The following is a 21,401-nucleotide window of genomic DNA, read 5'->3' as shown; positions in this document are numbered from 1 at the left end:
CTTCAGCATGGGCAATCCGGACATGGCCACGCCGGCCCCCATCGTCGACAAGCTGGTGGAGGCGGTCCAGAAGCCCCAGAACCACCGCTACTCGGTGTCCCGCGGCATCTACAAGCTCCGGGTGGCCATTTGCGACTGGTATCAGCGGCGGTACGGGGTGTCCATCGACGCGGATGACGAGGCCATCGTCACCATCGGATCCAAGGAGGGCTTGGCGCACTTGGTGCTGGCCATGATCGACCCGGGAGACGTGGTGCTGTGCCCGAGCCCCACCTATCCGATCCACCAGTATTCCGTGGTGATAGCCGGGGGCGACCTGCGCAGCATCCCGCTGGTCTCCAGCGAGGGCTTCATGGAGCAGCTCGAAGAGGCCATCAAGCAGACGTGGCCGCGTCCCAAGCTGCTGATCCTGAACTTCCCCCACAATCCCACCACCGAAGTGGTGGAGCTGGAGTTCTTCGAGCGCATCGTGAAGTTTGCCAAGGAGAACGAGATTCTGGTCATCCACGACCTGGCCTACGCGGACCTCACCTTCGACGGCTACGAACCTCCAAGCTTCCTTCAGGCCGCGGGCGCCAAGGACGTGGGCGTCGAGTTCTTCACCATGTCCAAGAGCTACAACATGCCCGGCTGGCGCGTTGGCTTCGCCGTGGGCAACGCCACCATGATCCACGCCTTGGCGCGACTCAAGAGCTACATGGACTACGGCATTTTCCAGCCGGTTCAGATCGCGTCCATCCATGCCCTCAACCACCAGGATGACGACGTGCACGAGATCTCCGAGAAGTACCGGAACCGGCGCGACGTGCTGGTGGACGGCTTGGCGCGGCTCAACTGGATGATCCGCAAGCCCAAGGCTACCATGTTCGTGTGGGCCGAGATCCCGGCGCCCTACCGCTCCATGGGCTCGGTGGAGTTCTCCAAGTTCCTGCTCAACGAAGCCAAGGTGGCGGTCTCCCCGGGCATCGGTTTCGGCCAGTACGGCGACCAGCACGTGCGCTTCGCCCTGATCGAGAACGAACACCGCACCCGGCAGGCGATTCGTACCATCCGCAACGCCATGGGCATGCTGCCCGAATAGCGCGCGTCATGGGGTCTCCGGTCCGCATCGGCATCCTCGGCGCCGGCACCGTCGGCGGCGCCGTACACGATCTCGTGGTCAAGGGGCACTTGGCGCGTTTCGGCGTGGACGCCGAGGTGACCAAGGTGTTCACGCGCCGGCCCGAGGGCAAGCCCGGGTACGCGGCGTCGCCGCAACTCTTCACCACCGATCCGGCCGCGGTCACCGGTCACCCCGACGTCGATGTCGTGGTGGAGGTGCTCGGCGCCGGAGGACCCGCCGACCTGCGCGTCCAGAAGGAGTGGGTGCTCGACGCGCTGCGCCACGGCAAGTCGGTGGCCACCGCCAACAAGGCGTTGCTCGTGGCCCACGGCAGGGAGATCTGGGCCGCGGCCCGGGAGAGCGGCCGGGCCGTGCGTTTCGAGGCCTGCGTCGGCGGCGGCATCCCCATCATCGGACCCCTCACCCAGAGCCTCGCGGCCGAGCGGCCGGCGGCGGTCTACGGCCTGTTGAACGGCACCAGCAACTACATCCTGACGGAGATGGCACAGCGGGGCCGGTCCTACGAGGACGCGCTGGCTTCCGCCCAGGCATTGGGTTACGCCGAAGCCGATCCGGATGCCGACGTGAGCGGCCGCGACGCCGAAGCCAAGCTGCTGCTGTTGGCGTCCGTCACCTTCGGCGCGCGCCTGCAGGCCGGCGCCATCCACCGAAAGGGCATCGAGCGCATCCACGCCATCGACTTCCTCTATGCGGCGCGCAAGGGCCGCGCCACCATCAAGTCCGTGGCCCTGGCGCGCGGCGTCGACGGCGCCCTGGAGGCCATGGTGAGCCCCATGGTGGTGCCGGAACGCCATCCCATCGCGAGCATCGACGGCGTCACCAACGCGCTGTTCTTCAAGGGGCAGGTCAGCGACGGCGGAGCGCCCGACGCGGGTGACTGGGACTACGTGTTCGCCGGACCCGGGGCCGGCGGTGGCGCCACCGCGGTGGCGGTGCTGGGCGATGTTCAGGAACTGGTGCTGCGTTCCGGCGATGCACCCTTTCTGCCGGTGGAGAGCATCGTCTCGGGGGTGGACTCGGTGCGTCCGCAGGACGACCTCAGGGGCTCCTTCTACGTTCGCTTCGTGGTGCGGGACCAGAGCGGCATCGTCGGCGAGCTTTGCCAGATATTCGGGGACCAAAGGATCAACGTATCCGAGATCTGGCAGCTCCAGCACACGGACGAAGAGTTGGAGGGGCTCGTGGGGGCAGGGAAGGGCGGAGCCGCGGCCCGCGAGATCCTGCCGTTCGTGATCACCCTGGAAGAGACCAGCGTGGGCCAGTTGCGCCAAGCCCTGGAGCGCATCGCGCAAAAGGACTACGTGCTGGCGGAACCCCTGTGGCTGCCCATATGGAAGGCTTGAAGGGACCTCCGGTGCCCGAACGCCGGGGCAGGCAGGACTCGCGGCCGAAAGCCCATGGATGAGCGGGGCGACCGGGTCGGGCTGGTCGCAGTTCGGGACAGCCGCCGCTTCGGTCTTCAGGTGCTGCTTTCGGCATCTTCCGCCGCGGCCGCGCGTGCCGGCAGTGGGAATCTGTCGTTGCCCGAGGGTGGTATCGACAGCGGCGATTACGCGCAGGCGACCTTGCGGCGGTGCCACGACCTGACGGCGGCCGAGGCGCGCCGCCTGTTGGGATCCGAGTTGACTCCAGCGTACGCCACGGGCTGTTGGGTTGCCGCCGCCAGGGTCCTTCTTGCCGCCACGGGGCTTCTCTTCGCCGTCAAGGGTGAACACCCGGATCCAGTGCGACGAAGGGTGCCGCCCCGTGAACGTCACGCCTTGAGCGGCCGGGGAGTGGACTTCGCCGATTTCCTGGCGCGCGAGAAGCTGTCTTGCGACCTGGGCCGGCTGTGCTTCTTCACCCACTGGGTCGCGCCGGATTCGGGTGACGCCAGGAGGTTCTTCCTGGTCAGGGTCCCCGACGACCTGCGCAGCCCCGGTTCCGTCTGGCACGCGCCGGACAAGGCCTTGTTGCTGTGGCGCGACGGCGCCCTGAGCCTGGACTTCGCCACCTTCGCGTGTCTGCGCATCCTGACGGATTTCTCGTCCTGTGATAGTCTGCTTTCCGAATACCAGGCCCCTTGAGACCTTGCACGGCCGGTTCGACCCATGGCTCGGTCCGATGCCAAGTCACGCATCGCGACCCAACGAGCAGGAGAACTCGATATGGCGACGGAATTGACCCTGGCGCTTGAGCGATATGACCGCCATGTACCGTTTTTCATGGGAATGGTCGCGCCCCCGGAGGGCATCGACCTGAAGGTACTCGAGGTCGGCATGGCGCCGCCGCGGCGGGACGGCATCGACCGCCACCGGCGCTTCATGGTGGGCAACGAATTCGACATCTGCGAGATGTCGGTCTCGTCCTATCTGACGGCCAAGAGCCGCGGCCTGAACTACACCGCGACGCCGGTATTCCCACGCCGCCTGTTCAGCCAGAACCACATGTTCGTCAGCACCGCCGCAGGCATCGACAAGCCCAGCGATCTGATCGGCCGGAAGGTGTGCTGCCGCAGCTTTCAGACCACCATGTCGGTGTTGGCCAAGGGCGACCTCGCGTTCGAATACGGCGTGCCGTGGCAGGAACTCGACTGGCAGACCATGAGCACCGAGCTCGTGGACTGGCCGGGCCGCGACGCGGCCAATCTGACCACCATCGACGAGCCCAGCGCCCCGGACGCGCTTATCGCCGGCGAGCTGGCCATGATGATCCACCCGCATCCGCCGGAGAGATTGCTCGAGGGCGTGCGCGAAGGATCGGTGCACCGGCTGTTCCCCGATACCAAGGCGGAATGCGCCCGCTACTTCAAGAAGTACGGCGATTATCCGATCATGCACGTGCTGGTCTACAAGCAGGAAATAGCCGACCGTCATCCCGATCTGCCACGCGCCCTCATGGACATGTGGGAAGACTCCAAGACCCAGGCCGCGGGCTTCTACGACGACCCCGGCTATTCCGAGCTGGCCTTCGCGCGCAATGAATTCGAAGAGGAACGGACCCTCTTCGGCACGGACATCTGGCCGTCGGGCCTCGCCGCCAACCGCGCCAGCGTCGAACGCTTCATGAAGTACCTCACCGACCAGACGCTGATCGAGGCGCCGTACCCGGTGGAGGAGCTCTTTCATCCGAGCGTGCTGGATACTTGAACCCGGTTCGCGGTCCAGATTCTAGTGTGGTGTCTCACAAATACGCTTGTGAATCTGCGAGGGCATTTTGGTCGTCGGCAAGGCGCGATGACGAGCAGTGGCCAATACCACGTGAGGAAGAGCAACGCAGCCGACGGCCAAAAGGACCCGCAGATTCATAAGCGTATTTGTGAGACACCACACTAGATCTAGAGGCTTGTTTCAGCATCCCGTCTTTGGCAATCCTCCCCCCTTGCTTCGAATCAGACCGTCAGGCACTGCCGAGCCTCCCTGGATCTTCTTCCGCCTCGATATAACCGGCCTGATCGTTCGACGATAACGGTCATTTCTTGGTGAAGTATGCCCGGAATTGGCCTGATGTTGTCCAATAATGGATGAAACAGTGTACGGGATTTACCTGGACAGATATACACCTTCGTTTAGGGACTTACTCCATGACGAAGTCATAGGGCTCTTGTTGACACGTATCATTTCGGTGGCAAATCGTGAGAAGCCTTCGCCCGGGGCGGCTGATAGCGTGCCGGGGAAAGTTTGAACGAAACAACCATAATGTGCCCGGTATTGTATTCTGAGTCGTCTGCTCAATCTGGACGGCGTCGACGAAAGGTATCGGACGTCCGAGGGTACCGGCTCCGGAAAAGGCATCTGGTCGAAGAACTCTCGAGAAGTACGAGATGACAAGAGTGGTCATTTCGCTACGGCAGATGACAGGCCAGATGGTTGCCGTACGTCCTTGAAGGTGTTCGGCAGACTAACTATATTCGGATCGACTCGGGTCACGCCCTTGCGCATGTTTACCGAAGCTAGAGAGGTACCTATGACAGACAATCCACCCAGAACCGTCATCTTGGATGGGGGTCGGCTCGAAGTCCTTAGAAAACAACTCGGTTTGAAGATCCGTGAAATACCGAACTTCATTGCCCAGAAGCTGGGGCCACAGCGCAGCATCACCGAGAGCACCTACAGGCGCGCGATACGTGGCCGGCCGTTGTTCATCGGCAACGCCAGAAATATCAGCGAAGTGTTCGGCCTTCCTTTTGAAGAGCTCGTAGTGAGCAGGCAGATCCAACCGATGCTGGCCGACGTGGAGGCATTCCTGGACGCGGTCAGGGAGATTATCCGGACGTGGCTGAATGAAGGATACGACGACGTGAACGGGCAACTGCCCCTTCACCCGGAGTTCGTCTATCGACTCAGTGGTGATTGGACGGGTTGGAACCAGTTCCGTCGCCTCCCACCCGATCACCCGCAGTGGAAGGAAAACCTGTCCAGAGACATTATCGAACAGAGCGCCTTCCAGATCGTCGAGTCCATGGCTGAACTGGAACTCTGCTCCGAGCCGGTCGCCGCCGACCAGGCGGACCCGTCGAAGGAACCGCCGCCAGAAGACGGTGAGCGGCCTGGTCAATCTGGTCAATGACCGGCCTTCGGTGCAACCCTTGAATATCTCCTGACGGTCGGAGCGCACAATCGCAAGGAGCACACCATGGACGACCGAGCCAGATTCGACGGGCGGCTGGTGAGCCGACTGAGGCAAATCAAGGGTTGGACGCAAGCCGCGCTTGCCCAAGCAATGGGCACGGTGGGTATCGGTTGGATCCGCAAGGTCGAAGGCGGCAACCCTGTCAGGTTGGAGTGGAGCGCCAACGGTCGTGCGGTCCACGCAGCGGCGGGTTTGGCCAAGGCCCTCGACGCGGACCTGGACACGCTGATTGTCGACGTGTTGGACGGCGACAACCTCAGACAATTGATGGAACGGCACCACTGGAACAGCGAACAGCTTGCCGACATGGCTCACGTGGATCTTCAGGTGCTCACAAGGGCCGAATCCGGCGGGTATGTACACCGCTCCGAGGCGCGTGCTCTCGCCGAGGTCTTCGATGTTCCCGTCTTCGAACTCTTCTTCAGACCCCGCGTGAACCAGCCCAGTCTCGACACCGAGGAGTCCGCGAAATATTTGCAGGCGGCCATGGTCGGCCTTTGCATGATCGGTCGAACACGTGCGGTGCGGCTGGAGCGAACGGCTGATGAATCGGAAATCCTCGAGGAAGCACTGGGAAGAATCCACTTCACTCTGTGGAAGATGACCAGGGGCGTGGCCAACCAGGGTTACGCGCCCGGAACAACGGCGCCATACGCGGTAGCGATCGAAACGGCCATCGGGAGCGAATTTGCCTACCGCAACGTTGTGCCCCTGGACTCCGATGTTGTAGCTCAAGCAAGAATGATCGTCGCGGGTCAGGAAGAAGGCATGGTATCGTTTTTTTCCACTTGTGACCATTTGACTGCCGAATATTTGAATTCCTGGACGGACCGCAACGATCGCGACTTCCAATGGAAGGCCCCGGATATCAACTTGCGAAGCCTGTGCTCAACCGGGTACGCTGGATTGGCAATGGCCATAAATGCTGCAAGGTACCATGCATCCGAGGATTACGCTGAGGCATCGACGGAAGAGGCGGGGGCTCGACTTGACTTCCTGACCGCCTTCGTCTCCCGCCATCATCGGAACTTCTCGGAGCCGTCCGGGTTGGAACATTCGGAGTCTATACGGTTGCTGATGTTGCTCGTCGTCGGGAGCCAAATGGCCGCCTACGGCGGAAAGCGCCTGACCTTCCTCGACACGGTGGAGATTGAAGAGTCGGCTCAGGACCTCTTGTCCTGGGTCCTGTGCAATCCCTCCGTGTCTTCCACTTGAGCGCCGTCCACGTTCCTTCCTGGGCACAGCCGGCGCGGCACCACGCTTCCCTCGGTTCGACTCCCCCGAGCGTGACTACGCTTCGTGGGCTCGCCGCATCCTACGGAGAACGAGCCGACAGAAGTTTACATTCGGGATGATTGCCATCATGGCGCGTCGGCCGACGCGCTTCTTGGACCCCTCTGTGCGTTCCTCGTAATACAGTCTCGAATTACCTCTCCGGGCACCGGCCGTACGGCCGCGTAGCGCCACGTAGCGCCACGTTTCCTTGGTGTATTCGAAAATGGGTGTACCATTTAGACCAGACGCGCGTCCGTTTTGTAACAAACGCCAGGTCAACCTTGTTCTGAGGCAGGTTCGACCGTCGAATGTCTCTATTCGACCCATAGTGTCCGAAACTGACAATAAGAGTCACTCACAGTCACATTCTAGTGTAGCTAAGGTTGTCTTTCGTTTGGTACGGGTTTCTGGTGCAGCGATGGCTTTTCAAAACAGAGTTGACGAGGTTGCGCGATGGTCATGATCAATCGTGATCTGGTGTGCAGAAAGCGATTGGAGTTGGGATGGACCCCGGAAAAACTGGCGGAAGAAGCCGGTTTGGATGGACGCACTGTCCGGCGCATGGAGCGAGGTGGGACTGAACCTCGACTGCAATCCGCCATCGACGTTGCACGCGCCCTGGACATCAAGCTCACGACACTCATAGTCGATGACCACCCAGACAAGAACGGACTTCGGGACAACGCCCCGAACCGCGCGAAGGCCGTGGCGGCGGGCGAGAATGAGATACAACGAGAAGTCGTGATCCCGGATGATTGGAGTGTCAAGGAATCACTCTACGTGTTGTCGATGTTCTTCGCGAGAAGCCTCGTAGAGGAAACACACAAACCGACGGACAAGGACGAGGTTGTAGACCGGGTCGTGACTGCCTTCAAGGCAGCGGACAGTGCCATAGTCTTGACCTTGTCCGGAGGCGGTGATTGGGGTGCGGAGGAGGTGATGCAGGTCCTTTCGCGGCTCCTCGCGAGGTATGGAACGGCTTTCAGCGGCCCGTCACCAAAGGGTCTGGAAAAAGGCATCAAGTTCGTACAGGCCACCTGTGAGCAGGCCAAGCAGGCACTACCACACTACGAGGGCCGGAAGTAGCGGGCAGTTCGCAGCAAGGGGGAAGTTCAATGATTGGAACCAGAATCATCACGATTACAGGTGAGGAGCTTGCCGCCAAACTGGGGTATTTCCTCCGAGCCGGAACGTTTCTGATTGCGACTGTGGTACTGATCCCACCACTCTCCATGGCCACGGTCGTGTGTACGTTTTCCGAACGGGACCTGCGGTCCGTATGCACGAGCGAGACGGATGGAGACACCGTAACCAGGGATTCCTTCGACGAGTTCCCCGAACCGGACGGGGACGCATGGGTCGTGATCGACGTGAACGACGACGAGGTGGATGAGTTCGATGTTCACGTCTATTTCGACGACGATCACCTGGTCCCGTTGAAATGGAGAGTGGTAGGGGACCTCGACGACTTCGACCTCAGCACAGAGAACCTCCCGAGTGCCGGTGTGTTTGTGGACCTGGCCGGCGACATCAACGACCCCACGCCGAGACGACACAGTGCGGTAATCTCCTCAAGCAACAATGACTCGGACTACAGAGGACGTCTGGAGGGAACCAATTCAGGTTCCATTCTCGCCACCGGTGACGGCCCGAGTGCCTACGGCCTCAGTGTCAGGAACCGGTCGGAACATGGAGACGCCGAAGCCCGGGCGCTGAACAAGGGAACGCTGGAAACCCGAGGTCGGGGGTTTCGCGGGATACAGGCACGGACGGACGGCCCCGGGAGGGCGATTGTCATCAACGAGGGTTCCGTGATCACCAGGGGCGGACGAGACGGCGATTATCCTGCACACGCCATCACGGCCGTTGCCGGCGACGGGGGCACGGCCACGGTCATCAACTCGAGCGGTGCGACCGTCAGCACTTACGGGAACGCAGCGCTGGCCTTGCGTGCGCGGGCCGGAGACTCTGGAACCGCTCATGCGACCAACGAGCTCGGCGCTTCCGTCAGCACCGCGGGAGATGCGGGGCGCGGTGTTTTTGCTCGTGTCGACAGCGGGGCAGGGACCGCTGTTGCGACCAATCGCGGCTCTATTCTTACCGCCGGAAACGATACCGGAAACAACCGGGCATACGGGTTGTACGCTCAGGTGGATTCGGCGGATGCCGCTGCCGAAGCCACGGCTGCGAACAGCGGAACCATCGAGACCAGGGGGACCGGGGCGCGAGGGGTCAGGGCCAGCGTCCTAGGTCCAGGAACTGCCTTGGCAGTCAACGAAGGCTCGGTGACCATTCGCGGTGGGCCGAGCGACAACGGCTTTGTTGCGCGCGCGGTCGAGGCGGACGCGGAAGGGGAGTCGGGCACGGCGCAAGCGAACAACGAGACCGGCGCATTCATCACCACGACGGGCGTAGAGGCCCGAGGCCTTGTCGCAAGGGCGGCGACCGCGGTTGCAACCAATAAAGGCACCATTACCACGAGCGGCTCCGGGGCTTACGGGGCCAATGCCAGCGCGGACCTGGTTTCAGGCTCAGCGCAAGCGATCAACGATGATGGCGCTACCATCAGCACGACAGGGGTGAATGGCCGCGGCCTGCAGGCAACCGGGGGGGACGCGTTGGCGGCCAACCGCGGTGTCGTCCTTGTGACGGGCGACGCCACGGAGAACGGCACGACGTTCGGTGTCTGGGCCTTCTCGGAGTCGACACATGCCGGGACTGAAGCGAGGGCCGTCAACCACGGCACGGTCGAGACTCGCGGCACAAGAGGCATCGGGATGGGGGCAAGCATACAGGGATCCGGAACCGCCGTGGCGACCAACGAGGGCACGATAGTCACGCGAGGCGGGGCGTTCGTTTCGGGTCTTGGATCTCATGGAATGTTCGCCGGGACCACGGATGCTACCGCACTCGTGACCAACCGGGGAACCGTCTTCGTCGGTGGGCCGTATGCCGTCGGGATGTTTGCCCGCGCCAGAGCGGCGGGCACGGCACAGATCGTCCTGGACGGCGGAACGGTGAGGGCTTCCTACGACTCAGCCACCGACGACGCCGAGGACGGCGTGGGCATCCTGGGGTGGAGCGAGTCGGGGATGATCACGGCGCGGATCCAGCGCAACGCCACGGTCGAGGCGCCGGTTGCCGCGCGTTTCGTCGGCAGCCCGGCGGACGTGGTCGTGGACGGCAGCACGATCATGGGAGCCATCGACTTCGATCGTTTCAACGATACGCTGTCGGTCATCAACAGCACGTTCTCCGGGGCCATCGACTTCGGTGGTGGATTGAACACCATGGTGGTTCAATCCTCGGTCTTCGACGGCAGTGTCATCGGCGTGACGGACATGTTCGTCCGCGGCGGCGGCATCGCCCGGTTCAACAGCGACGTCACCTTTTCCGGCAGCAGCGCCACCATCGAGGACGGCACCCTGGTGTTTGCCGGGCACTTCAACCTGGGGATGGACGGTACCATGACCGTGTACGACGGCGCTCGCGTCACGGCCCTTCTCAACGCGGGGAACGTCGACGATCCGCCGCGAATCACCGCCGGAGGCGGGATTGTCGTACAGGACGCGGCGGGGAATCCCGCGGACTTTGAGATCTACGTTCAGCCCGACCAGAGCCTTGACGAAGCGACGCGAGGCGATCAGGCGACGCTCCAGCGAGTCGCGGAGAGCGTGATTTCCACCGACACGCCGGTCACGGCCGCCGGCAACCAAGTCACCCTGAAGAACGAGGGGCAGGGTGGGGTGACAGAGACGATCGGAGCCATCACCATCATGGCGGACGGTTCTCAAGGGAGCGCGGAGGTCCAGTCCGGCGCGGTCCTGGCAATGGCTGAATCGGAGGGAGTCGCCGGGGCATCGTGCGCCGCACCAACGGCCGGGGGCGCGGGCGGACCCGGTGTGCTCTTGGGCGCCCTGCTACACGGCGGCATCGACCTCTTCGACCTCGGCGCCGACCCGCACACCAAGGGCCAAACGACAGCCGCGTACAAAGGCGCCTCCTTCGGCGGTAACACCCCATCGTCGGCAGGGTGGAGCTTCACGAATTGGACATCGGTCCGCGGCAACGGTCCATGGACCCGCAACCTGGGAGGAAACGGGCCAACGTGGACCGCTCGAACTCCCACGGTGGGCTTCGACGCTCGTTTCGGGGGCAACTTCAGCATCGACGCATCCGCGTCACAGGAGCTGTCGATGTCGTCCCGACACAAGGGCATGCCCAACCAACTCGACGGTGGTCGATATGCCGTGCGCGCCCGCTGGCTCGGAGAAGGGTTGCTGGCCGGGGCCAGTATTAGCCGGGGACAGTGGCGCGGCCACACGGCGTTTGCGAATCCGGTGACCGGCGGCGGCCTCACCGGTGCGTTCGACATGAACCAGACGCACGCGCAGGCGGGCGTGGGTGCCCGCTTCGACCTCGGCTGGGTGCGGATGCAGCCGTCGGCAACGTTGTTTTCCGGACGGCTTGAGCGGGACGCCTACACAGCCCGCGGTGATACTTTTCGCGCAAACGTGCCGGGAATCGCTCACCGATACCGTGGGTGGAGCGGGACGCTGCGCCTGTCTCCTTCCCATTGGCTGAATGCGACCCGCACGGTTATGTGGCGCCCGGAGGTGGAACTGAAGGCAACCCGGACCCATGGCGCTGCTGCCTCGTTTGCTCTCCGACAGTCCGCGAGGACGGGAGCGTTGGGCTTCACGAGCTTGGTCCGCGACGATGCAATGCCAAGGACCGTGTTGGCGCTCGGCATGAGCGTGGATGCGATGATCTCCGAACGGTGGCAGCTCAGAGTCGGCTACGCGGGGATGCTCGTGGACGATGAACCCGAGCATGGCGTCAGCGCGGGCCTGCGCATCCATTTCTGAGTCCATCGGCAACGGGCCCGGTATTCGGACAGTCGGCAACTTCACGGGAAAGGAACTCACAATGTTGAATGGAAATGTGCTCTCGGTCTTGGCGATGTCGGCGTTGATCGCAGTCACGCTGTCCGGTTGTGGCAGCAGTGGTGGGGGTGCGGGTGGCGGTGGCGGCCCTGTGGTAGAGCCAATGCCCGATCTCAGGTCGGTCCTGGATGATGCCAACTCCGCAACCATCGCCGACGTGATCGGGAGAGCCGCCGATGCTCAACCTGCCGCGGGCAGCGTGACACAGTCCGCGAACGTCGACGCCAACGGTGTCACAGCGGATCGGCTGGAGGTTGAGGCGCGATACGATGAGACCAATGTAATCTGTTTCACGGTCGAAAACGGTACGGAATGGACCATAGCGATGGACGAAGGAGACCCGCAAGCGCTGACGGGGCTTCCGTCCCCTTGGAGGGGCGCCAACCTGGTAAAACGCACCGATGACGGGACCGTGCTCGTCATCGCCTATTCAGACATCGGCCATTCGGACACCGACTACTTGGCGGGCGGATTCTGGTTGTTTTTCCCTGACGATCTGGCACACACCCAAGGCTACGCGGGCGGAGCCTTCGCGGACGGCAACGATCCATTTCGTCAAGAAAACATCCTGGCACTGCAGGGATCGGCGACTTATAGCGGTTGGGCGGCGGGCACGTATACGCTGAGGTCGCTGTCCGGTTTCGATTTGGACGTCTTCTTTGGAGTGGCTAACCTCACCGCGGACTTCGGCGCCGACAACGGCTTGGGCACGGTCAGCGGCTCAATCACGGAGGTCGAAGTGGACGGTGAACTGATCGGGGCCACGTTGGACCTCGGAACGGCTGCCATCGGTTCCGACAAGAGCGGCTTTTTTGAAGGTCAGGCAACCGGCTTTGCGGGAGCACTGACCCTGCAGGGAAGGTGGGGCGGTCAGTTCTACGGCAACGGCGAGTCGAACGGTCTCCCGAGTTCCGTGGCTGGGACGTTTGGAGGACGTTCAGTGGATAATACGGCGAATTTCATAGGGACCTTCGGGGCGCATCATCAGTAGGGGGCTCGGCAAACCGAAGAGGGCAGACGCTTGCAAGGGCGGCCGCCGCCAAGCACGGCTATCCCGTCACCGCCCCGAATTGGACGCCGGCCAGAAAGTCCCGGGCCGCCTCGATGCGCAAGCCGTCGGGATAGGAGCTGTTCTGCGGCAGCTCGCCGACGATCTGCAGGCGGTGAAGTGTCTCACCGGCCAGAAAGCGCTTGAAGTTCGCGCTTGGGGCGGCATCGGTCCATTTGACTTCGATCATGCTCCAGGGCTTCCGATCCCGTGTGATCAGGAAGTCGATTTCGCGGCCGTCCTTGTCACGAATGTAGTGCAGATCCAGATCCCCGCCTTCGACGTCCTGCGCGCGATGCAGCTCTTTCAGGAGAGCGCACGCGACGAGGTTCTCAAGCCGGGTGCCGGCATCCCCGTGCACCATGGCGTTGTCGTAGAAGTAGAACTTCGGCGTCTTCAGCAAGGCACGGGCGACGTTCCGGTGGTAGGGGAAGACCCGAAAGATCACGTACAGGTCCTCCAGCAGGTCAAGCCAATGTTGTACGGTGTTCCGGGTCTTCTGGAGGTCCCGCGCAAGGGAATTGGCGGAAAGCGGCGTGCCGACCCGTGAACGCAGCAGCTCGATCAATGTCTCGATGGACTGGATGTCACGGACCGAAGACAGCGTAAGCAGGTCGTCCTTGAGGATGGCGTCGACGTGGGTACGCTTCCAGCGGTTGTACCAAGATCGCGATCCCCGCAGAAACGGTTCCGGAAACCCACCAACGTGCATCAGCCGTTCGAAGGTCTCGGCCGCCCCGAACTCCGTGTGCTGCAACGCTTCCTTCAGGTCGATCGGATGGAGTCTGAAGTGGAAGTAGCGGCCCGCGAGCGAGTCACCTGTCTTGCGGAAGGCGGCAAGCTTGGCGCTGCCGGTGACTACCAGCGATGGCGGCATGCCTTCAACATCGTACACTCCCTTCAACCACACCTTCCAATTCTCCATCTTGTGCAGTTCGTCCAGGATGATCAGCGCCTTCTTCCGATCCCAGCTCTTCTCGCGGAGCATCAGGCGATGCTCCGCGAGATCATGATTGATGTACTGGTGGTCCTTGTGCAGCATCCTGGACAGCGTCGTCTTTCCGGATTGCCGCGGACCTGACAACAGGATGATCTTGCTGTCCATGTCCGCCGTGAGTGCCGCATTCAGATATCGTTCCACGAGAGAATCCTTTTGAAACTCGATTGGTACCTCTGGCAAGACCGCGATCCTGGCCGGCAATTTATCAGGCAAGTGACGAAAAGTCACGTCTTTTTGTCAGTCCACAGATAAATAGTCTGAGTTCTGCCCGCGACTCCCCTTGGCACGTGCTCGCGGGCAAGCTTCTCAAGTACCGCCCGTTTCCCGAGGTAACGGGTCCATGGAGCCATCGGGGAGGGACAAGGTGATGGCGAAAGCCCCCGATATGTGGGATACTGCGTTTACGTTGCGGAGAAACACAAGCTCCGGTAAATCCATCGTTTCCCCGTCAACAGCGCAACGCTAGACCCATGAAGCTCTACGTGCAAACCTGGGGCTGCCAGATGAACCAGCTCGACTCGGCGAGGATCGTCCAGCTCATGAAATCGGCGGACTATGAGCCCACCGATGAAGTCGAGGAGGCCGACCTCATCATCCTGAACACCTGCAGCGTGCGCGACAAGGCGGAGCAGAAGGTGTACAGCGCGCTGGGACGGTGGCGGAAGCTCAAGGAAGAGAAGGGCACCGTGCTGGGTGTGGGCGGGTGCGTCGCGCAGCAGGAAGGGGAGGCGTTGCTGCGCAGGGCGCCGCACCTGGACCTGGTCTTCGGCACCCACAACATGCACAAGCTGCCGCGGATGGTGGAGGAGGCCCGGGAGGCGGCGCGGCGCTCCGTCGAAACCGCTTTCTACCGCGACCCGTTCTATCTGGAGGATCCCTCGGGGCCGCCGGAGGTGGACGGCGCCAAGGCCTACCTCACCATCATGCAGGGGTGCAACAAGGTGTGCAGCTTCTGCATCGTTCCGCGCACGCGCGGGCGCGAGGTGAGCCGGGAGAGCGAGAACATCGTCCGTGACGTGGAGGAATTGGTGCGCCGAGGCGTCAAGGAAGTGATGCTGCTCGGCCAGAACGTCAACTCCTACGGGCGCACGGCGGCAGGGGAGAGATCCTTCCCCGAGTTGCTGGAGCAAATCAATCAGGTCCCGGGAATCCAGCGCATCCGATTCACCACATCCCATCCCCAGGATCTTTCTCCGGAGTTGATGGATTCCTTCGTTCGCCTGGAGAACCTGTGCGAGCACCTGCATCTGCCGCTCCAGTCCGGCTCCGACGCGGTACTCACGCGCATGCGCCGGGGTTACCGCCTCGGGGAGTACATGGAACGGATCAGCGAATTGCGCAGGCGCCGGCCCGAAGTCGCCGTCACGACCGACATGATCGTCGGCTTTCCGGGCGAGACGGACGAGGAGTTCGAAGAGACCCTTTCCGCCGTCCGCGAGATCCAGTACGACGACATGTTCACCTTCACGTATTCGCCGCGACCCCACACGGTTTCCGCGAAGCTTTATCGTGACGATGTCCCGGACGAGATCAAGGCCGACCGGTACCGCAGACTGCAGGAGCTTCAAAAGAGCATTTCCCTCGAAAAGAACCGGAGCCTGATCGGCGCGGAGCAGGAAATCCTGGTGGAAGGGCCTTCCAGACTGGGCCGCGAACAACTCATGGGGCGTACCCGAACCAATCGGATCGTGAACTTCACGCCCAACGAAGCCACGGTGCCCGCGGAGATGGCGTGCGTGCGGGTGGTGGACGCCACGCCGAACTCCCTGGTCGGCGAGGCCATCGAGGCAAGTGTCTCGTGACCGGACGGGAAATTAGGGAGGCCATGTGATGAAGAGTCCGGAATCCATTGAAATGACGGTCGCGGGGCTGACGCTCGATCAGGTGACCCGGACCCCCATCGTCGTGTTGAAAGACTCGGAGAACAAGCTGCAGCTACCCATCTGGATCGGATTGCTGGAAGCCACGGCCATGGCCACCGAACTGGAAGGCATCAAGATGGCTCGCCCCATGACCCACGACCTCATGAAGAACCTGCTGGGGGAGTTGGGCGGGACGGTGAAGCGCGTCGCCATCACCGAGCTCAAGGAGAACACCTACTACGCGGTGATCACGCTCTTGGTGGGCGATCGGGAAGTCACCATGGACTCGCGTCCGAGCGACGCCATCGCCATGGCCCTGCGGAGCAAGACTCCCATATACGTCGCCCGCGAGGTGCTGGAGCAGTCCAGCGTGCTGCAACAGACGGACGAGGGAAACGACCCGGACTTCGCCAACGTTTCCAAGGAGAAGTGGGGCGAAATACTGGACAAGATGTCGCCCGACGACTTCAAGTACAAGATGTAAGGAAGCACTGGAGAATTTGTCTGAATGGCCGCGCCGAGAAAACGTATTCTGCGAAAGGAAATCCGCCAGCCGGACCGGTTCATGGTGTGGACCGGCTTGGCCTTGGATTGGGTCAAAGCCAACAGGAACCGGTTGATCGGCGCCGGCGCCGCCATCGTCGTGGTGGTTGCCACCGTCTTCGGCTGGCAGTACTACCGTGGCTATCGCCAAGACTTGGCGGTGCGGGACTACAGCAAGGCTCTTGTCGAGTATCAGGAGGGCCGCTACGAGGCCGCTCTGGAAGCCTTTGGGAACCTCCGGGAAGCAGGGGAGGCACCCTACGACAAACTCGCGCATCTCTACGTTGCCAACAGCTATATCGCACTGGAACAACCCGCCAAAGCCGTGGAGGTGCTCGCCAGCGACACCGCCGGGGAGCGTGACGACATCGTGGGCCAAGTCATGCTGGTGACCCTGGGCCTCGCCCAGGAAATGAACGGCGCCTGCGAGGAAGCCCTCACGACCCTGAACCAGGCTCTGGATCGACCGGGGCCGTTGCGGCAGGAAGCGATGCTGGGGAAAGCGCGCTGCAGCGCTCGACTCGGCAAGACACAAGACGCGGCGGAGACTTACAAGACCTATCTCAAGGAATTCCCCGAAGCCGAGACCGTCGAGATCGCTCTGCGGTTGCAGCAATTGGAAGGCAATTCCGGCAAACCCGCCGACACCACCAAAGCCACCCAGTAGCGATCTTCACCGTGCTTTCCGCACCGCGCCATCTGGCCGGTGCGTCAGTCCGAGCTTCCAGCCTGGAAGCCAGATTCCCACGGACAGCCGTCGACGCGAGGCGCAGGCCGGCCCTCGGCTGGCTGCCGGGCAAGAACCGGCACGAGTTCCCGAAGTCACCACACAAACAAAACGTCTGATAATGTATATTATGTCAACTTTAGCATTGGCGCGAATGCGCCGATGCTAAAGCTGACATAATACGCTGCGGATTCCCGGACGGCGGTGCACAATCGAACGGCGGGAACGGCGGTGCAGCCCTCCTCTCCCTTGCTCTGTCCTTCCCATAAGCAGTTCGGGACATGGCAATCCACCGAAACACGCTCGGCGTAAAGTCGACACACTGCGCGGGTGAAGTTGGCGGGATGCGTTGGTCGATCAGGTCATCCGCTTCTTCGCGGGAGCCGGTTTTTCGGGTACGTCGGGGTTTGGCTTGGCTTGTCCGCCATCAACCAAGAACAGGCGGGTTCTGACGTGTTGGCGGCGCCGGTGGTAGGACCAGGCACCGCAGGCGTTGTCGCTGAGCGTGTAGATGCCCTCCCCCAGGGGTTGCGCGCTCATGTCGCCGCAGGTGGTGAACGCGGAGCGCTCGATCCATTGGCGATGGTAGGTGCAGTTGCCGGAACCGGCGTTTCCGGGGATGGGTTGCAGGTATAGACAGTAGTTGCAGGTGTTCTCCCAATCGGGATAACGGCGGCGGTTTTTGGACTGCTTCGGCATGATCGACCAGGGGTTGTTTGGAGGGGTTTTGGAGGTGAGGGATTGCGATCATGCCGCGACGGCCGGCTACCGTTGAACCGGCAGACCCGCGTCATTCCAGGCGACGAGACCGCCGGCCAGGTTGCGGACATCCGTGAAGCCGGATCGGCCGAGTATGGCGGCGGCCGTGGCGCTGCGCATACCGGCCCGGCAGACGGTGACCACCGGGGCTTCCTTGTGTTGGTCGATCTCGTCCAGCCGGCTCATGAGCTCTCGTAGCGGCACGAGGACACTGCCGGCCAAATGACCCAGTTCTCCCGTATACTCCCCGGGTTCGCGGACGTCCACCAGCAACGGCGGCCTTTCGGAGGCCAGCATCGCCTGAAGGCCCTCGATATCGACTACCTGTACCTTCTTGAGCTCACCCCAGTCCGGGAAGCTGATTTCGTCCCTTCCAAGGGCGGATTGGTTGGGCTGGAGGACCTCCTGAATGTTCTGGGGCGGTGAGAGATTCAGGTTGTTCATCAGGTCGATAAAGTCCGGCCGCGTGCGGTTGGCGAGGCGTGGATTGGTGTGCTTTTCCGAGTCGATGGTGGAGGTCGTGTTGCCACGGTAGTCGTGGCCGGGGTGGATCACGGTTTGGTCCGGCAACGTGAAGAGCTTCTCCGTTACGGAATCGTACTGAGCGCCGGCATCGCCACCGGCGAAGTCGGTGCGCCCGCACCCGCCGATGAACAGGGTGTCACCAGTGAGGACATGCCCTTCCACCACGAGGCTCATGCCGTCAGGCGTGTGCCCGGGGGTGTGCAGGATTCGCACGGTGAGATCGCCGACGGAGAACTCTTGGCCGTCCTCCAGGTGGACGTCGACGGCCGGGCTGGGTGCCCACTTCTGCATGGCGAACGGCGCACCCACCAGGAAACGCAACTGTGGACAGCCGCTCAGGTGGTCGGCGTGGGTGTGTGTGTCGATGCCCAGATCCAGTTCCAGCCGGTGATAGGCGAGCACGGCGAGGTACCGTTCCACGTGGGCGTAGAGAGGGTCCACCAGGACGGCGTGTCCCCTGCCCTCGTCGGCTATCAGGTAGGTCTTGCAGCTCTCGCCGTTCAGTTCGCGCAGGATCATGGCCGTCGTCTCCGCTTTGCCATGCTTGTCCCGAGCCCCTCCAAGTGCCTGTCCTGAAGTCGTGGAGGAACTCAGGCCGAACCTTGCCTCAGAAGTATCGCCACAGCCACCATTTCTCGAACAGGACCTTGCTCCAGTAGATCGTCCGAGACGGTCCCCACGAGCGTGAATCGGTAGCGCCGAAGGGCGGCCATCCTTGAGGGTACGTGGTGCGATTGGCGGCGGCGCGTCCCGCGCCGCAAGAGAGCAGTCATATCGTGTGGAGGTGCAGGGTGGACAACTCCCCTTCCCCGGTGATCTCCGCGACCAGGTTGTCCGCCACCACGTCCGCTTCCTGGTGCGCCACGCCGCCGGCCTTGGAGGCGGGCATGTTGGCGCAGTCGCCGATGGCGTAGACGTTCTCCCACTTGGTCTCCAGGGTGTCGTAGTCCACCTGGATGCCGGTCTCGTTGTCGACCAGCCCGCAGTCATAGAGCACCTTGGAGGGTCGATGCGGCGGCACCATGAAGAGCAGGTCGTAGGAAAGCTCGTAGCCGTACAGGCCGTGGACCCGCTTCTTCTCAGGGTCGATGGACTGAATGACGAAGTCGTAGTGGATGGTGACGTTGCGTTTCTTGCTCTGGGCGTCCATCCACACCGACGGCATGTGCTCCTCGCCCGCGGGCTCGGGTTCGCGCGTAAAGTACTGGATGTCCACCAGGTCGCGGATATTGCGTTCCTTGAAGTAGCTGTCCAGCATCCACTGGGCCTCGTACGGCGCCGGCGGACAGCGGTAGGGGCCCAGCGGCACTCCCACCACGACACGCCCCTCGCGGAAGCTCTCAAGCGTGGTCTTGAGGCGCAACGCGGCGTCCATTTCCCAGGGATGATGCGCCCCTTCGGCGAAGCCAGGAAGCAGGTCGGGCCTCACTTCCAAACCCAGGGACACGATCAGGTAGTCGTAGGGAATGGCCGTGCTCTCGAGAATCACCTGCTGGCGTCCGGAATCGATTCCCAGGATCTCCGCCTGAAGGACCCTGATATTGCGCTTTTCCAGGCGCTTCAGCTTCCGGCTGATGTCCTCGGGACGGCGCTGCCCGACCATGAGAAACAGGAACGCGGGCATGAAGACGTGATCGGTGCGGCGGTCGATCAACGTGATGTCGTGGTCCGCTCCGAGAGCGCGGCCGAGCTTCGTGGCCGCCACCACGCCGCCGCTCCCGCCTCCGAGCACGACGATCTGTTTCCTTCCGTTGTGGTAGTGCATCCCTGAACCCTGTCGTCCCCGTCGCCGTCAGGAAGCTTCCCGCTGCCGCCGCTTGGCACGCAGAGCGAGGCCCTTGAGATTGCGCATGCGCCGGTCGCGCCACATGCGCTGTTCCTGCCGCCCCTCGTCGGTCAGCTCGGATTCAAACCGCGAAGTGCCGCGGATCAAGAGCAGCACCAGACGATCGGAGCACTCCTTGACCCGCTCCGCAAACCATGTGAAGAGTCCGCCGGACATGGCTTCGTCAACGCAGGAAGGTGTCTTCCTGGGCAAGCTGGATCGCCGCCTGGTCGAAGGCGGCCTCGTCCGGCTCTCCGTCGCCCAGGATGCCGATCTGGGTCAGGAACTGGCCGATCTGCGCATGGTCCCGCGGGCTCACCGGCGAGTACGGCCGGCCTGGCTCGCCGATGTCTACCCCGAAGTGCTTGAGGGCCGACTTCATGATCGGCGGCAGCCCGTAGGCGCCCCACTTGCCCGGGAACAGCGTGAAGCAGCGCTGCCAGTAGCGTGCCTTGTCGATGTCGCCCTCCCGGAACGCACGCACCACCCTTGCGCCGATGCGAGTGCCCGGCGGCGGCATGGTGGCGCCCGCGCCTCCCATCATGAGGGTGGTCAGCAGCGGCTGCATGGTGGTGAAGTAGTTGGCCTTGCCGGCGAGCTGGATTTGCTCGATAAGCCGGGTGATCTTGGTGATGTCCCTCGAGCTTTCCTTGAAGTAGTCGACCTTGTTCAACTCGCTCAGGCGCACGAACGCGTCGAGCGGCGGGTCCGCGCCGGGACCGGGGTTGTGATAGGCGACGATGGGCAATGGACTCGCCGACGCCACCTCGGTGAAGAACTGTATCAAATCCGAGATGGTCGGCTGCCCGCCCCACGGGCGGATGGGCATCAGCACCTGGATGAGGTCGCCGCCCACGGCCGCGGCGTGCTCCGCCAAATCCAGTATCGTGTCGATGGAATGGCTCGACGCCCCGAGGATCACGGGCACACGCTTGTTGACGATCTCCGTGGCGCGCCGCATGACTTCCTTGCGGTCCTCGAGCGAGAGGACCGTGTATTCCGACGCTTCCACGGCGGCGATGGAGACAGCGTCGCAATCGGCCACGAGAAACTCGATCTCGCGCGCCAGAGCGTCGTAGTCCACCCGTCCGTCGTCCGTGAACGGGGTCAGCGCCGCGCCGATGATTCCTCTGATGGGGCTAGCCAGCATCCCTCAC

18 protein-coding genes are annotated in these 21,401 nt (G+C 62.7%); 12 read left to right on the top strand and 6 right to left on the bottom strand.

Annotation, left to right across the window (positions count from 1 at the left end; all coding sequences use genetic code 11):
* From OXF11_14590 to OXF11_14550, 9 genes are all read left to right on the top strand, one after another.
* Window positions 1-1,081 (top strand): aminotransferase class I/II-fold pyridoxal phosphate-dependent enzyme (locus OXF11_14590; protein ID MCY4488324.1); only part of this gene is annotated, 1,081 nt, incomplete at its 5' end.
* 8 nt (window positions 1,082-1,089) lie between these two features.
* Window positions 1,090-2,466 (top strand): homoserine dehydrogenase, encoded by a 1,377-nt coding sequence (locus OXF11_14585; GenBank protein ID MCY4488323.1) that lies wholly within the window; start codon window positions 1,090-1,092, stop codon window positions 2,464-2,466.
* 54 nt (window positions 2,467-2,520) lie between these two features.
* Window positions 2,521-3,189, top strand: a complete 669-nt coding sequence (locus OXF11_14580) for a hypothetical protein (GenBank protein MCY4488322.1) — start codon at window positions 2,521-2,523, stop codon at window positions 3,187-3,189.
* Between the two features lie 81 nt (window positions 3,190-3,270).
* Window positions 3,271-4,251, top strand: a complete 981-nt coding sequence (locus OXF11_14575) for a taurine ABC transporter substrate-binding protein (protein MCY4488321.1) — start codon at window positions 3,271-3,273, stop codon at window positions 4,249-4,251.
* Between the two features lie 889 nt (window positions 4,252-5,140).
* Entirely contained in the window at window positions 5,141-5,671 is a 531-nt protein-coding gene (locus OXF11_14570) for a hypothetical protein (protein ID MCY4488320.1), read from the top strand.
* A 66-nt stretch (window positions 5,672-5,737) separates the two neighbouring features.
* Entirely contained in the window at window positions 5,738-6,949 is a 1,212-nt protein-coding gene (locus tag OXF11_14565; protein MCY4488319.1) for a hypothetical protein, read from the top strand.
* A gap of 513 nt (window positions 6,950-7,462) precedes the next feature.
* The gene (locus OXF11_14560) at window positions 7,463-8,095 is read left to right on the top strand and encodes a helix-turn-helix transcriptional regulator (GenBank protein MCY4488318.1); all 633 of its coding nucleotides are present in this window, start codon (window positions 7,463-7,465) and stop codon (window positions 8,093-8,095) included.
* A 29-nt stretch (window positions 8,096-8,124) separates the two neighbouring features.
* Window positions 8,125-11,877, top strand: coding sequence for a hypothetical protein (locus tag OXF11_14555; protein ID MCY4488317.1), 3,753 nt, complete (start codon window positions 8,125-8,127; stop codon window positions 11,875-11,877).
* A complete protein-coding gene (locus OXF11_14550) occupies window positions 11,831-12,946 on the top strand; it encodes a hypothetical protein (GenBank protein ID MCY4488316.1) in 1,116 nt (371 codons plus the stop codon). Before OXF11_14555 ends, OXF11_14550 begins: the two co-directional genes overlap by 47 nt.
* Window positions 12,947-13,004: 58 nt before the next feature.
* Here OXF11_14550 and OXF11_14545 read toward each other — a convergent pair whose 3' ends face one another.
* Complete coding sequence (locus OXF11_14545; protein ID MCY4488315.1) at window positions 13,005-14,144, bottom strand: ATP-binding protein; 1,140 nt, start codon at window positions 14,142-14,144, stop codon at window positions 13,005-13,007.
* A 329-nt stretch (window positions 14,145-14,473) separates the two neighbouring features.
* Between OXF11_14545 and miaB the strand changes: the two genes are divergently transcribed.
* Genes miaB through OXF11_14530 form a run of 3 tightly spaced genes read left to right on the top strand, consistent with a single transcriptional unit; the run spans window position 14,474 to window position 17,075 of the window.
* Window positions 14,474-15,805, top strand: a complete 1,332-nt coding sequence (gene miaB, locus OXF11_14540; GenBank protein ID MCY4488314.1) for a tRNA (N6-isopentenyl adenosine(37)-C2)-methylthiotransferase MiaB — start codon at window positions 14,474-14,476, stop codon at window positions 15,803-15,805.
* Between the two features lie 28 nt (window positions 15,806-15,833).
* Window positions 15,834-16,349 (top strand): bifunctional nuclease family protein, encoded by a 516-nt coding sequence (locus OXF11_14535; protein ID MCY4488313.1) that lies wholly within the window; start codon window positions 15,834-15,836, stop codon window positions 16,347-16,349.
* 24 nt (window positions 16,350-16,373) lie between these two features.
* Window positions 16,374-17,075: a tetratricopeptide repeat protein gene (locus OXF11_14530; GenBank protein MCY4488312.1), complete on the top strand. Its 702-nt coding sequence runs from the start codon at window positions 16,374-16,376 to the stop codon at window positions 17,073-17,075.
* A gap of 417 nt (window positions 17,076-17,492) precedes the next feature.
* Here the strand turns inward: OXF11_14530 and OXF11_14525 are convergent, their stop codons facing one another.
* The 5 genes from OXF11_14525 to OXF11_14505 form a co-directional block, all read right to left on the bottom strand.
* Window positions 17,493-17,834, bottom strand: a complete 342-nt coding sequence (locus OXF11_14525) for a hypothetical protein (protein ID MCY4488311.1) — start codon at window positions 17,832-17,834, stop codon at window positions 17,493-17,495.
* Between the two features lie 66 nt (window positions 17,835-17,900).
* Window positions 17,901-18,938, bottom strand: coding sequence for an MBL fold metallo-hydrolase (locus tag OXF11_14520; protein MCY4488310.1), 1,038 nt, complete (start codon window positions 18,936-18,938; stop codon window positions 17,901-17,903).
* Between the two features lie 250 nt (window positions 18,939-19,188).
* On the bottom strand, window positions 19,189-20,184 hold the full coding sequence (locus OXF11_14515; protein MCY4488309.1) for an FAD/NAD(P)-binding oxidoreductase: 996 nt from the start codon (window positions 20,182-20,184) through the stop codon (window positions 19,189-19,191).
* Between the two features lie 27 nt (window positions 20,185-20,211).
* Window positions 20,212-20,421, bottom strand: coding sequence for a hypothetical protein (locus tag OXF11_14510; GenBank protein ID MCY4488308.1), 210 nt, complete (start codon window positions 20,419-20,421; stop codon window positions 20,212-20,214).
* Window positions 20,422-20,428: 7 nt separating this feature from the next.
* Window positions 20,429-21,394, bottom strand: coding sequence for a dihydrodipicolinate synthase family protein (locus OXF11_14505; GenBank protein ID MCY4488307.1), 966 nt, complete (start codon window positions 21,392-21,394; stop codon window positions 20,429-20,431).
* Between the last annotated feature and the right edge of the window lie 7 nt (window positions 21,395-21,401).

The organism is Deltaproteobacteria bacterium (genome assembly GCA_026712905.1).
GTDB lineage: Bacteria > Desulfobacterota > Binatia > UBA9968 > JAJDTQ01 > JAJDTQ01.
The sequence above is the reverse complement of the archived record's forward strand: the minus strand, read 5'-3'. Positions and strand labels throughout refer to the sequence as shown.

Excerpts from the sequence above, each read along its gene's own strand:
- OXF11_14585 (MCY4488323.1), top strand. The coding sequence starts at position 1,090 with ATGGGGTCTCCGGTCCGCATCGGCATCCTCGGCGCCGGCACCGTCGGC.
- OXF11_14580 (MCY4488322.1), top strand. The coding sequence starts at position 2,521 with ATGGATGAGCGGGGCGACCGGGTCGGGCTGGTCGCAGTTCGGGACAGC.
- OXF11_14575 (MCY4488321.1), top strand. The coding sequence starts at position 3,271 with ATGGCGACGGAATTGACCCTGGCGCTTGAGCGATATGACCGCCATGTA.
- OXF11_14565 (MCY4488319.1), top strand. The coding sequence starts at position 5,738 with ATGGACGACCGAGCCAGATTCGACGGGCGGCTGGTGAGCCGACTGAGG.
- OXF11_14560 (MCY4488318.1), top strand. The coding sequence starts at position 7,463 with ATGGTCATGATCAATCGTGATCTGGTGTGCAGAAAGCGATTGGAGTTG.
- OXF11_14555 (MCY4488317.1), top strand. The coding sequence starts at position 8,125 with ATGATTGGAACCAGAATCATCACGATTACAGGTGAGGAGCTTGCCGCC.
- OXF11_14550 (MCY4488316.1), top strand. The coding sequence starts at position 11,831 with ATGAACCCGAGCATGGCGTCAGCGCGGGCCTGCGCATCCATTTCTGAG.
- miaB (MCY4488314.1), top strand. The coding sequence starts at position 14,474 with ATGAAGCTCTACGTGCAAACCTGGGGCTGCCAGATGAACCAGCTCGAC.
- OXF11_14535 (MCY4488313.1), top strand. The coding sequence starts at position 15,834 with ATGAAGAGTCCGGAATCCATTGAAATGACGGTCGCGGGGCTGACGCTC.
- OXF11_14530 (MCY4488312.1), top strand. The coding sequence starts at position 16,374 with ATGGCCGCGCCGAGAAAACGTATTCTGCGAAAGGAAATCCGCCAGCCG.
- OXF11_14525 (MCY4488311.1), bottom strand. The coding sequence starts at position 17,834 with ATGCCGAAGCAGTCCAAAAACCGCCGCCGTTATCCCGATTGGGAGAAC.
- OXF11_14520 (MCY4488310.1), bottom strand. The coding sequence starts at position 18,938 with ATGATCCTGCGCGAACTGAACGGCGAGAGCTGCAAGACCTACCTGATA.
- OXF11_14515 (MCY4488309.1), bottom strand. The coding sequence starts at position 20,184 with ATGCACTACCACAACGGAAGGAAACAGATCGTCGTGCTCGGAGGCGGG.
- OXF11_14510 (MCY4488308.1), bottom strand. The coding sequence starts at position 20,421 with ATGTCCGGCGGACTCTTCACATGGTTTGCGGAGCGGGTCAAGGAGTGC.
- OXF11_14505 (MCY4488307.1), bottom strand. The coding sequence starts at position 21,394 with ATGCTGGCTAGCCCCATCAGAGGAATCATCGGCGCGGCGCTGACCCCG.